General features: G+C 37.3%; 12 protein-coding genes and 1 other annotated feature. Of the genes, 11 read left to right on the top strand and 1 reads right to left on the bottom strand.

The annotated features are described in order from the left end of the window. A partial coding sequence (locus LI241_RS04135; RefSeq protein WP_227151016.1) for an InlB B-repeat-containing protein occupies positions 1–773 on the top strand: 773 nt, incomplete at its 5' end. Positions 774–846: 73 nt separating this feature from the next. Here the strand turns inward: LI241_RS04135 and LI241_RS04130 are convergent. Continuing rightward, positions 847–1,689, bottom strand: a complete 843-nt coding sequence (locus tag LI241_RS04130) for a carboxylesterase (protein ID WP_008687887.1) — start codon at positions 1,687–1,689, stop codon at positions 847–849. A 94-nt stretch (positions 1,690–1,783) separates the two neighbouring features. On the opposite strand from LI241_RS04130, the gene LI241_RS04125 reads away from it, so the two are divergent. From LI241_RS04125 to LI241_RS04080, 10 genes are all read left to right on the top strand, one after another. After that, positions 1,784–2,512 (top strand): amidohydrolase family protein, encoded by a 729-nt coding sequence (locus LI241_RS04125; RefSeq protein WP_008687890.1) that lies wholly within the window; start codon positions 1,784–1,786, stop codon positions 2,510–2,512. A gap of 60 nt (positions 2,513–2,572) precedes the next feature. Continuing rightward, positions 2,573–3,037, top strand: coding sequence for a hypothetical protein (locus LI241_RS04120; RefSeq protein ID WP_008687893.1), 465 nt, complete (start codon positions 2,573–2,575; stop codon positions 3,035–3,037). Between the two features lie 383 nt (positions 3,038–3,420). Further along, positions 3,421–3,762, top strand: coding sequence for a DUF6442 family protein (locus LI241_RS04115; RefSeq protein ID WP_008687895.1), 342 nt, complete (start codon positions 3,421–3,423; stop codon positions 3,760–3,762). Between the two features lie 242 nt (positions 3,763–4,004). Then, positions 4,005–4,259 (top strand) — a binding site (T-box leader). Between the two features lie 36 nt (positions 4,260–4,295). Continuing rightward, the gene (locus tag LI241_RS04110; RefSeq protein WP_008687897.1) at positions 4,296–5,330 is read left to right on the top strand and encodes a methionine ABC transporter ATP-binding protein; all 1,035 of its coding nucleotides are present in this window, start codon (positions 4,296–4,298) and stop codon (positions 5,328–5,330) included. After that, on the top strand, positions 5,324–6,004 hold the full coding sequence (locus LI241_RS04105) for a methionine ABC transporter permease (RefSeq protein WP_008687898.1): 681 nt from the start codon (positions 5,324–5,326) through the stop codon (positions 6,002–6,004). Before LI241_RS04110 ends, LI241_RS04105 begins: the two co-directional genes overlap by 7 nt. A 115-nt stretch (positions 6,005–6,119) precedes the next feature. Continuing rightward, positions 6,120–6,941, top strand: a complete 822-nt coding sequence (locus tag LI241_RS04100; RefSeq protein WP_008687899.1) for a MetQ/NlpA family ABC transporter substrate-binding protein — start codon at positions 6,120–6,122, stop codon at positions 6,939–6,941. A gap of 156 nt (positions 6,942–7,097) precedes the next feature. Then, positions 7,098–7,868, top strand: coding sequence for a hypothetical protein (locus LI241_RS04095; protein WP_008687900.1), 771 nt, complete (start codon positions 7,098–7,100; stop codon positions 7,866–7,868). Positions 7,869–8,124: 256 nt separating this feature from the next. Further along, positions 8,125–9,237 (top strand): exonuclease subunit SbcD, encoded by a 1,113-nt coding sequence (locus LI241_RS04090; RefSeq protein WP_008687901.1) that lies wholly within the window; start codon positions 8,125–8,127, stop codon positions 9,235–9,237. Positions 9,238–9,240: 3 nt separating this feature from the next. Continuing rightward, a complete protein-coding gene (locus LI241_RS04085; protein WP_008687902.1) occupies positions 9,241–12,270 on the top strand; it encodes an SbcC/MukB-like Walker B domain-containing protein in 3,030 nt (1,009 codons plus the stop codon). Positions 12,271–12,272: 2 nt separating this feature from the next. Continuing rightward, a complete protein-coding gene (locus tag LI241_RS04080) occupies positions 12,273–13,016 on the top strand; it encodes an NAD-dependent protein deacylase (RefSeq protein ID WP_008687904.1) in 744 nt (247 codons plus the stop codon). Positions 13,017–13,131 lie beyond the last annotated feature (115 nt).

The following is a 13,131-nucleotide window of genomic DNA, read 5'->3' as shown; positions in this document are numbered from 1 at the left end:
AAGGCAGTACCGGAAATAAGACACTGTATGCGAAATGGAGCAAAAACACCTATAAGCTTAGCTATCAGCTGAATGGTGGGAAAAATGGTAAGAATCCTTCCTCTTATACGGCAACTAGCAATACGATTACCTTAAAAAGTCCAACACGAAAAGGCTATACGTTTAAGGGATGGTACAGTGATAGTAAATATAAATACAAGGTAACATCCATTAAGAAAGGCAGTACCGGAAATAAGACACTGTATGCGAAATGGAGCAAAAACACCTATAAACTTAGCTATCAGCTGAATGGTGGGAAAAATGGCAAGAATCCATCCTCTTATACGGTAACCAGCAATACGATTACCTTAAAAAGTCCAACACGGAAAGGCTATACGTTTAAGGGATGGTACAGTGACAGTAAATATAAGTATAAAGTGACATCCATTAAGAAAGGTAGTACGGGCAATAAGAAACTGTATGCAAGATGGAGTAAGCTTAGTGTAGGTAAGGGAAAAACACCAACATTAAAAAATAGTGCAAAAGGGAAACTAAGTGTGAAATATGGTAAGGTAACCTACGCAAAGGGATATCAGATTACGTATTCCACGAGTTCAAAGTTTACGAAAAGTACAACCAAAAGCTTGTATACCAGTGCCACTTCAAAAACGCTGAGCAATATGAAAATAAAGAAAACGTATTATGTTAAGGTACGGGCCTATCAAACAGATTCTTTAGGCAGCAAAGTTTTTGGTTCCTATAGTACCGTTAGAAAAGTATATATTAAATATTAGTTAAGGAAGGACATCCTTCCTTTTCTTTATAATATTATTTACATGATCACTTCTTTAAGGAAAAAGGAATCGATTACGATGTAACCGATTCCTCATGTATCGTCACTTGTTTTAAGTTTTCTTTTTCAGCATCCAAGCGATGTTTCTTTTCAATTAGCTTATCCATGATATCTTCTGCCATCTCTATTTTTTGTTCATTTAATAGATGATCATCAAAAAATAATTTCATAATTTGATAAGCTTCCCAGTTTACTTTTTCATCCATCAAAAGACGATGATGTCCTTCGTGAAGAATAATGAGCTTTTTACGTTCATGTGGGACTTTATCGTATGCATTTATGGAGCTTTTGATTGAGATAACTTCATCTTCATCACCATGTAGAAATAAGATTGGGCAATCAACCTTTGTAATATACTTTTTAAGGTTTTTAATGAGTTCACTAAAAGCACTATAAAAGGAACGGGGAAGTTGTATTTCTTCTTTTTTATCATTGGTCCATAAAGAAATTGCCGATTTGGTGATCGCATCCGTAATCATATCCATATTTATATAGCTAAATGCCGGCGCAAGTAAAACTAATTTTTTTACAGGTACCATAGCGGCTAAATAAGAAGCTATAACACCGCCCATAGAAAAGCCCACTAGGTAAATATCGCGATTTGTTTTTTTATATTGATCTAGCTGATCTTTTGCACGTTGTACCCAGCACATCCAATCATGATCTTCTTCATCAAATAAATCATACATATCAAACTGGACGATATCATATCCATCTTTTTTACCCCATAAGGCAAGATTATCAAATTCATGTTTACGTCTTCTTCCATAGCCATGAATTGTTAGGATTACAGGCTTTGTTTTTGGGGTTGTTGCTGGATTCTCTTTCTCGAAGTGTTTTTTTAGCCAATCAAACATAACATCCCTCCTTTACTTGTTTAATTATATCATAATTTACTTTTCTTTCTGTGTGAAATTGTCATATAATAAGAGAAGTCTATAAGGAGAATTCATGAAGAAAAAAGCAACGTTACTCATTACAAATCTTGAGAAAATTTATACTATGCAAACAATTAAACAAAAAGATGTTATTTATTCACACGCCTATTTGGCAATGCATCATGATGTCATATTGGAAATCGGTGAGGGAAGCTATACACATCTTTTGGATAAAGATACGCGAATCTTAGAAGGACGCAGTCATTTTGCGATTCCAGCATTTATTGAAACTGATGCAGTTTACCCTGCATGTGATGAATGGAATAAAACCAGAAAGTTGCAAGAATATCGCATGCAGTATATGCAGCATGGGGTCTTAACGATGGCGATGGATAGCCATGCACAATCCTTTCTTGAAATGGATATTGTCCCCAAACAAGCATTGACCTATCCTATTCTATATGGGAATGCTATTATCAAAGCATCAACAAAATATACCAAAAAACGGTTTTGTATTAGTACCAGAGATAACCATTTCATCATGCAGGATCCATTATTGCTGGCACAGTTGCTACATATCAAGCAGGGCATGGATGCCTTATTGCTTTTAAAGGCATTGACATGCTATCCTGCTAAAGCGCTACAATTACCCCATGTTGGTGTATTAAAAAAAGGAAAACAGGCGGATATCTTGATTTGTCATGGTAATTCTTTATCACATCTGTTTCAAGGTTTATATGAGAATCATATAACGCAAATCGTGAAGAAAGGTGTCCGCATCTATCCAAATCTGCTCATATAACACAAAGTTCGACAGTTTTTCAGCTCTTCGTCATATAGTATGTTAGAGAGGTGAAAACAAGTGGAAATCATACAACATGAAAAGGAAAAACAGAATGTGCTTCTGACAGGTGATTATTGTCCTAATCAGGCTCTCATTAATGAATTTCAAACAATCTTTTTTACTTGCAAGGTGACAAAAATTGAATTACCGGGTAAGGAATTAAAAGATTTTGTAGTTGAGGAGCAAGCGCAGTTTCTAATGCTGCATGTCCGCATCAAAAATATAACAAATGAAATATTAAATATGTACAAGGATGACTTTATGATAACTTTTGATGAGGAAGGCCCATTCGAAGCAGAGGATTATTTTGGTGTAAAAAATCAGCTTCCTGATGAATATGCGTTAAAACCAATGGAAGAAATATATGGCTCTTTGATCTTTATCATTTCATCTACAGCCAAAAAAATCATCTTTAGCTATACGGAATATTTTGATGATGAAAGTGAGGGGAAAACGTACAAGCTTAAATATAAAATAGGGTAAGATCCGTCTTAGGGGCGGATTTTATATTACAGAGTTCTTTAAAGCTAGTTGCATTGCATTTACAGCTATAGCAAATCGCTTTTCTTTATTATTTGTGAAAATAAGGTAAATGTTGCTTTGGCTAAGATTTTTCCATAAGCTTTGCTTTCTCTCTGTGCTAGACGATGCTTCTTTTGCTGTTGGATATAAGAAAACTTTCGACAACTAGATAGCTGCTTTTATTATCTTTTTATGTGTCTTTTGTAAACAATGCATAAGGGTGTAAGGATGGCGTTATGCAAAGTACACTTGCTATAAGCTTTTAAAATGTGCTAAACTTTATTTGACGTTTGATAAAGGATACGATGATACTACATCATAGGAGAATGACAGGGGAATAAGACATGGAGAAAGAAGAGCTATTGCAGAAAGCGCGCAAAGAGAATCAGCATGGTGATGAGCGAATAACCTATTTGGATGAGCGTTCCAGTTCATGGAGCTTTCGTGTTATTATGAGTGTGTTGATTGTATATGATGTTGTGGTTTGGCTTATAGGGCCGCCATATACAGATCGCTATTATTATCTTCATAGCTTTGCCCAAATAGGCATGTTTTTATATAATTTGGCGCAATTTTATTACACTCGAAAGAAAAGCAATTTTTTCTTTGTCATTATTTTTGGAGTCAATGCTGTTTACTTCTTATACTGGTTAGTGACAGGAACTTTCCTCTGTGTTGTACGATGAAATAAGAGTGAATCAACATCATTATTGTGTCGTATATGCTTTTGTTGGTATGAGCAAAGTGTCTCGCTATATGGTTTTTCCAATTGAAATAGGTTCGTTTTATCCGAAAGCTATATTGGTGGCAATCTTATGTGTGACAGTAAACAAAACGTTTGAAGAAGCGTTTATTTGGAATAATTCAGAATTTTGTTTTATTTCACTTGACGAATCTAGGAAAATAAAGTAACATTATTCACGTAAACAAAATGACGTAGAAAAGAAGAGTAGACAGTGTATACTTTCTCAGAGAGTTCTCATTTGGTGCAAGAGGATAAAGCGAAGCTGTTGAAAATGGTCTTGGAGTCGCATGGTCGAAGAACGTTTAGGCTATGACGTGTTCGCTCGTTACAGCGATAGAGTATAACTTTCTGTTTGAAGGCGTACTTGATGAGATCTATCTTGCAAAAGATGGGTGAATTTAGGTGGTAACACGATAAGCACAAGCTTTCGTCCTAATGGATGAGAGCTTTTTTTTATAAGAAGGAGGTAGTTGGATGATTCGTTTAGAGCATGTCAGTAAAACATTTGATACCGTTTCCGGTGATGTGCATGCAGTAAAAGAGGTCAATCTGGAAATCCAGGATGGTGAAATCTTTGGCATCATTGGTTTCAGCGGTGCCGGTAAATCGACCTTGGTACGTTGTATCAATCTGTTGGAACGCCCTAGCAACGGCAAAGTTTGGATTGACGACGAGGAATTGACGAAAATGAGTGAAAAGGCATTACGTGAGGTGCGTAAGAAAATCGGTATGATCTTTCAGCATTTTAACTTGATGCGTTCACGTACCGTATATCAAAATATCGCCTTTCCATTAAAGGGGAGTGGCTTATCAAAAGAGGAAATGGATAAGAAAATCACTTCATTATTAGAATTAGTCGATTTAGGCGATAAAAAAGATGCGTATCCATCACAGTTAAGCGGTGGACAGAAACAACGCGTGGCAATTGCCAGGGCCTTGGCAAATGATCCAAAGGTCTTATTATGCGATGAGGCAACCAGTGCCTTAGATCCGCAAACGACGAAGAGCATTTTGAAATTATTAAAACAGGTAAATGAAAAACTGGGGATTACCATCGTTTTGATTACTCATGAAATGGCTGTTATAAAAGAAATTTGCGACCGTGTTGCGGTAATGGAAAAAGGTAAAGTCATAGAAGAAGGAAATATCTTAGAAGTTTTCTGTAAACCACAGGCGAAGGTAACCAAAGATTTCATTGCGACTACAAGCAATATATCCCGTATTTACGAAATGGTAGATGAGGGTAGTGCATTAACAGAATTAAAACCAGGACAGCATCTAGTGAAATTAAATTATGATGCGGTAAATACTTCGAAGGCGTTAATATCCGAAATCTCCCGTGATTTCCATGTGGATACGAATATCATCTTTGGCAATGTAGAAATCATCAAAGACAGCCCATTAGGAGATTTGGTTGTAATCTTTGGTGGCCAAAAAGAAGATATTCAAAATGCAATTGCTTATATGGAAAAACATGATGTGAAAGTTGAGGTGCTGAAAGAATGTTAGAAGTACTAAATGATTTAATTCCAAACATTATGAATAAACTTCCGGAATTCTGGCAAGCCATTCTTGACTTCTTTATCATGTTGGGAATTACCGGTGCTGTATCCTTTATTTTTGGTACATTATTTGGTGTTATTTTAACTGTTACAAGACGTGGTGATATTTTAGAGAATAAAGTGATTTATTTCATTTTGGGAAAAATTATTGATTTGTTTCGTGCGATTCCCTTTGTTATCTTGATTTTCTTCTTAGGGCCAATGACACGCATTATTGCGGGAACGACGATTGGTTTGCGCGGAGCTTTGTTTCCTTTAATGGTAGGAACGATTCCTTTTTTTGCCCGTCAGGTAGAGAGTGCATTGGCTGAAATCGATCGCGGATTAATTGAAGCCAGTCAGGCAATGGGAAGCTCGCCAATGGAAATTATCTTTCGGGTATATTTGAAAGAAAGTATTCCTGGCATTATACGTGCAACAACGATCACCTTGATTTCACTGATTGGTTTGATCACCATGGTCGGTGCTGTCGGCGGTGGTGGCATCGGTGATTTTGCTATTCGCTATGGTTATAATAGTATGCAAAATGATGTGACTTATGTTTGTGTGATTATCTTATTGTTGATTACGACAACGATTCAGGGTGTAGGAAATATCTTAATCCGGAAAACCACCCATTAGAGGTGAAATATGAAACATATATTAAAACAAGGAAGCCGAATCTGTCGAATGTGTTGTACCTGTCAGGCAGGTTTGGATGAAATATAAAAAAATAGAAAGAAAGAGGGAAAAAACAATGAAAAAATTAGTAGCAGGATTCTTAGCTGTTGTCTTACTTGCAGGCTGCGGCGCAAAAAGTGATGATACAGGTAAGGAAGATAAGACATTGCGTATTGGTGCTAGTACAACACCTCATGCAGAAATTATTAAGCATATTCAGCCGGCTTTGGAAAAAGAAGGCTATACGGTGAAAATTACGGAATTCACAGACTATGTAAAACCAAATCAGGCATTAGTAGATGGTGATCTGGATGCAAACTTCTTCCAGCACAAACCATATATGGATGATTGGGCGAAAAAAGCGGGTGCTCAAGATAAGATCACAAGTGTGTTCTCTGTTCACTTTGAACCAATCGGTATTTATTCGGTAAATCATAAATCATTGGATGAAGTGAAAGATGGTATGAAAATTTCAGTACCTAACGATCCTACCAATGGTGGACGTGCTTTAAAATTATTAGCGGATAATAACATCATCACTTTGAAGGATGGAAAAGGTGTAGATGCAACAAAGAGCGATATCGCCAAATATAATGTTAAAGTCGAAATTATCGAGATGCAGGCAGAAACATGTGCAGCCAGCATTCAAGATGTTGACTATGCCGTTGTTAATGGGAATAATGCTTTAAATGCCAAAATCAGTGAAAATGTTCTTACAACCGAATCAAAAGACAGTGAGGCTGCAAAAACATATGGCAATATCATCGCTGTACAAACAGCACATAAAGATGATGAGAAAATTAAAGCATTGATCAATGCCTTAAATACAGAAGATGTGAAAAACTATATTGACGAAACATATCATGGGATTGTCGTGCCTTTAGTTCCGACAAAATAGGCTGAAAAAGTGTCCATTACGGATGCTTTTTTTTCTTAAGAGCCGTCTGCCATTATTAGGAAAAGCTAAGGGAATTGTTGTAAAGGCATGAGAAAGAGTGGTTTTTTTCACCAAAAAACAGTATAATAAATAAAAACATGAACAGGAGGAGATCGTATGGATAAAGAAAAAGGGTTTATTCGCAGAAACAAATTTTTTGTATTACTGCTGAGTGTCTTATTGCTAATCATCCTATCTTTAACGATCTATATCCTAACCCAGAAATTAGTAGAGAAAAACAATACACCGATTGATGTACCGACACAAGAAGAACCTACGCAAGAAGATGCTATGATTACCGAATTTTTAGGAACCTATAATCGCATGGATGATCAAATTCATTTCCATTGGAGCTATTCTGCAGGAAAAACTGAAATCGAAAGTGTTCATTTGTATCATTCAAAGGATAATCCCATTGATGTATCTTCCTATAGCTCTTGGACTTTACCAAGAGATAGCTATGGCTTAACGACAGGGGATAATGATTTTACCTTGATCATTACACAGGCAAATGGTAAGGAAATCAAAAAGACAATAAATGTATTTGTGAAATATGTCGTTCGTTTTGATCAACAGGTGAAGCAGGAAGAGGGACGTACTAGAGTAACACTAACATATCAATATCAAAAGGAACATCCGGTTAAGGTGCCCAAATTGATCATGTTGGATGATACGATTAATTATAATCGTATGGATTATATTGATACGAAATATAAAGAAGAAAATGGAATGATTATCGCGAAAACAACATATGAATTCCAATGGTATGAATATCCAGTCGAGTATCAGCAATTTTCCATCCGCTGGGCTTTTGAGGATATTAATGACAGTGTTGATTTTACATTAGAAAAGGGAAACGCAACGCAGGCAAATCCTAATGAAAATTAAATGGTTCGTGATAAAATGACCGCGTTTCCTCAGCTTTTTACAATGCGTAGTTCACAAAGATGTGTGAGAGGATCTTTCGCCATCTTTTTTCAATTTTTTATAGAAGGGTCAAACGATGTAAGCTGGTAGCAAATAGAAAGAGGAATACCTATTTGCATATAATATCAAAATGCTATCAAATAGAATATGAGAATAGGGCATCTTGATTTACTAGACGAAAATAATGCGAAGAAATAAAAGGAAACGGGGTATCACAATGAAAATATTACATACGGCGGATTGGCATCTGGGCATTGATTTGCATAAGGTATCTTTACTGGAAGATCAAAAATATGCTTTATGGCAAATAAAGAAAATCGTTATGGAAGAAGATGTGGATGTAATCGTAATTGCTGGAGATGTGTACGATACGACCTTGGCAAGCAAAGAAGCGATTGAACTTTATAATCGTTGTATGAGCATGTTATGCTTAGAATTACAAAAGCAGGTCATAGTAATTGCCGGTAACCATGATTCGGCTGTTCGCCTGGCTACCTGTGCAGAATTGTTGGCACCTATGGGACTGCATATTTATGGCAAGTTGGAAGAGAAGGTCAAAGGATTACGGATCAAAGATACAATGTTTTATCCAATTCCTTATTTACATCCTGCACAGGTAGCTCAAGTGTATGAACAACCATGTGCAACACAAGAAGAGGCTTTTCGTATTATTTGTGAAGATATTCATCTGCATAAGGAGAAAAATTTATGCCATGTTGCAATAGCGCATGCTTTTATTGCGGGCTCCAGTGTATGTGAAAGTGATCGATTTGCTCGTGTAGGAGGCAGTGATCTGGTGCCTGCCACACTATTTGAAGAATTTGATTATGTAGCTTTGGGACATCTTCATCGTCCTCAAAAGGTTGGGGAACATGTATATTACAGTGGATCATTATTGCCGTATTCTTTTTCAGAAGCTGAACAGCAGAAACAGGTGCTACTATATGATACATGCAATCAAAAGGTATATGCACGTACCATAGAACCTTTACATCCCCTTTATGTTCTAAAAGGCAGCTTATCATATCTGCAACAGCTAAGACAAGTTGATGACGGATATCCACAGGGCTATGTAAAATTGCAATTGTTAGATGTGTGTGTATCGTATGAAATGCTGACTTATTTTCAGGAACATTATCCAGGACTTTTACAGTTGAGTGGGAAAAATGAGCAGATAAAGAGTAAAATTTCATTGGATGTTGAGCAACTAGATGGATTAAATGATGTCAATATCGTGAAACGCTACTTTCAAGACATGTTTCAGGAAACTCTTTGTGATGAAGATATTCAGCTCTTGCAAGAGGGTCTGTCTATGCTTGAGGAGGTGTAGGGAATGCTGCCAAAACGATTGGAAGTACAGGCATTTGGTCCATATGTAAAGAAACAGCAAATTGATTTTACACAATTTATGAAGGATCGCCTATTTCTTTTGGAAGGAGAAACCGGAAGTGGCAAGACGATGTTGTTAGATGCCATGACATATGCCTTATATGGAAAGAGCAGCGGTGGACAGCGGGAAGATCTGGAAAGTATGCGTTCTCGCTTTGCTTCTGAGCAAATGCCTACGATTGTTGATTTTACGTTTACGATCAAGGAGAAGGAATATCGATTTTTTCGAAGTGTTGAAGTTCGCACCAAACGAAATAAAGAAAAGGCATATAAAGTGAATGTCGATGCTGGTGAAATGATCGATGGTTGCTTTCATCCTTTCTTTGAGAATCCTAAATTGCGTAGTGTCGAAGAAAAGGCACAAGAACTGATTGGTTTATCCTATTTACAATTTGTGCAGGTGATGCTTTTGCCACAAGGAAAATTTGAACAATTTTTAACAAGTCGTAGTGAAGAGAAGCAAGATATCCTGAAAACATTATTTCAGATGGAACGCTGGAGCTCTATAAATGGATGGCTTACAGATAAACTGAATCAGAAACGGAATGCCTTAGATCTTTTAAAACAGCAAATGGCAGCGGATTTACGTTCTTTAAATGAAGAAAGCATGCAAGCAGCACAGCAAACCTATGCTTCGCTCACGGAACAGATTGCACAGGACAATGAACAAAAAAACGCACTTTTACAGCAGCAGGAAAACGTTCAAGCGGATCTTTTACAGCAGAAAGAATATCATCGTTGGAAAGAAGACTATAAGCTGAAACAACAACAATATGAAAAAGAGAAGCAACAAGAAGGGCAAATGAAGCAACAAAAAGAGCAGGTACTGCGTTGGAAGCAGATGCAGCAACTGCGGCATATGTATCAGGAAATGCAGCGCTTGCAAAAAGCGAAGGAATTACGTGAAGCACAATATATACAGGCAAAGGACAGAAAACAGAAAGCTAGCCAGCAATATGCTTGTTTGGATGAGCAAAATAAAAGCATTCAGGGCTATGAAGAGCAAATACAGACTGCAAGAGAACAATTGCTACAGTGCGAAGAGCAACTGCGGTTGTTAAAAACCTTTGATAAGCAAAAACAACAAAGTGAACAGCTGGCAACAGCATACCAGGCAATACATAAACAGAATATCGAATGGAAGCAAAAGAATATGGCATTACAAAAGACACAGCAGTTGTTGCAGCAAGAAATACAAGCGTTTGAACAAGAAGCAAAGCAACATGAACAACTCAAAGCAGATTGGCAGTATTACGTGCTAGCAGAAAAACGTTATCAAAAACAAACAGCGTTACAAGAACAGATGAACAAGCAGAAACAGGCATGGATGAATGCGCAATCTGCGTATCAGCAACAACAGGAAACTTTAAAAAAACGGCAGCAGCAACATGATGCATTGTATCAGCAGTTTTTAGAACACAGTGCTTTACAGTTGGCAGAAAGTTTGCAGGAAGGAAAGCCATGTCCTGTCTGTGGTTCTTTTCATCATCCAAAACCATATGTAGCACAAAAAGCCGCCGTTGATTTGCTTACGCTTCGCTCTTTGAAACAACAGTTGGAAGAAGGAAAGCAAAAGGAAGAACAACTGTATCGTTTAGAAGAAAAGCAACAAGCTGCCTATGCCTTGTTAAAGAAACAGCTTAAGGATATTCAAACGCAAATACAGGAATTATTACAAAAACCGTTCCTTTTGGAAGAATATCACCAGATCAAAAAGCAGTATAAAGAGCTAATTAAAGCAGAAGAAAGGCAGAGCCAAAGGCGGCAAAAGTTACAAGTATTACAATCCAGTGCTTTGCAAAGACAAGAACAATTGGAAGCTTCCCTTTTACAAGAGCAGACAAAGCAACAAAACTATCTAATGGCCAAAGCAGAAGTAGCTGCCTTACAAAAGCGACTTCCACAACAAGATTTAAAGCAGTTACAGACGCAATATGAACAACAGCAAAAGAGTCTGAAATACTTACAAGAGCAAAAGAATCTACAGCTTCAGCAAAGGGAAGCAAGCATCATTGAATACAATAAGGCTATTGAACATTATCAGACCAGCGAACAGGAATATAGACAGGCGCAGCAACAGTTACAGCAACAACAAGAACAACTGGAAGAAGAAGTTGTCAAACAACAGGTCAAGATAGTGGAACTGGAAACAATGCCATCTGATACGGATATTGAAAACAGTGCAAGTGAGGTTGAACGTTACTTTTTGAACCTTGCTCATTTAGAAGAAGAAATACGAAAACAAGAAGAATACTTGGCCAAGATCGTATGGCTTGATCTAGATAAACTTGTTGCACAAGATGCTAAACTTAAGGAAGAACTGTTGCAAATACAGGAATGCTTAGCGCAAAGACAAAGTGAACAAAAGATCTATGCGCGCACTTTGTCTGCATTACAAAATCAAATGAAAGAATTAGCAATTGTTGAACCAGATTATCTTCGCATGCAGCACTTTGTAAAAGCAATGCGCGGAGATCAAGGCATTGGCATAGAACGCTATGTCTTAGGGGTATTATTAGATAACATCACCACCCAAGCCAATAAGCTGTTAGCCCATATCCATGAAGGTCGCTATCAGATTTTTCGCAATGATGATACAACTGGAAGAAGTCGCAAATATGGCTTAGAGCTATCTATTTTTGACACCTATTCCATGGAACCACGAAATGTGGTATCCTTAAGTGGAGGAGAAAAATTCTTAGTATCCTTAGCCATGTCCTTAGCACTATCCATGGTCGTACAAGCAAGGAATGGCGGAATCCGTTTTGATTGTATGTTTATTGATGAAGGTTTCGGTACTCTGGATGAGCATAGCATAGCGGACGCATTGGCTATCTTGCAGACAATGACACAAGGCAAAGGCATGATTGGTATCATTTCCCATGTGGAAATTTTAAAGGAAAATATTCAGGCAGGTATCGCTGTTGTTAAAACCAGAGAAGGCAGTTATATCCAAATACGAAAGGGAGCATAAATATGTATGATAAATTAAAAAGGGTTATAGAAGAAAATAAACATATCGTCTTTTTTGGTGGAGCTGGTGTATCCACAGAAAGTAATATCCCCGATTTCCGTTCACAAAGTGGTATATATAGCAAAAAAACATATCCTTATCCTGCGGAAACAATGATATCTCATGATTTCTTTTATGAGCATACAGAAGCTTTTTATGATTTTTACTTTCATGAGATGGTCTATCCGAATGCGCAGCCAAATCCAGCACATCTCGCTTTAGCAAAATTAGAAGCATTGGGGAAATTAGATGCTGTGATTACCCAAAATATTGATGGACTTCATCAAAAAGCAGGCAGTAAAAAAGTGTTAGAACTTCATGGCAGCATACATCGTAATCGCTGTCAGAGTTGTCATAGTTTTTTTACATTGGAGGATATGCTGAAGCAAAAAGATGGCATTCCTAAATGCCCGAACTGTCATCATACCATCAAACCAGAAGTAGTGTTGTATGGTGAATCACTAGATATGCAAGTAATGGAGGAAGCTGTGACAGCGATTGCCAATGCAGATGTGATGATTATCGGTGGTACCTCTTTAGTTGTCTATCCGGCTGCGGGGTTATTGCGTTATTTTCGAGGTAAGACCTTGGTGCTGTTAAATAAAGCGGTAACAGCAATGGATGATCAAGCAGATATCGTAATTCATGATCCAATTGGCGAGGTGTTGCAGGAAGTAGTGCTCCATAATACGAAGCTTGTTGATTGATGCAAATGGATCGAAGAGAAAAGAAAAACCTCTTTATGGTAGAATCAAATAGGAAGCATTTCACAATAGGACATGACATTGCGCTTGTCCTTTTTTCTTAAACGCATCGATTTCC

Source organism: Longicatena sp. 210702-DFI.1.196, from assembly GCF_020563125.1.
GTDB classification, from domain to species: domain Bacteria; phylum Bacillota_I; class Bacilli_A; order Erysipelotrichales; family Erysipelotrichaceae; genus Longicatena; species Longicatena caecimuris.
Note: the sequence above shows the minus strand (reverse complement) of the source record. Positions and strands in the feature narration are given on the sequence as shown.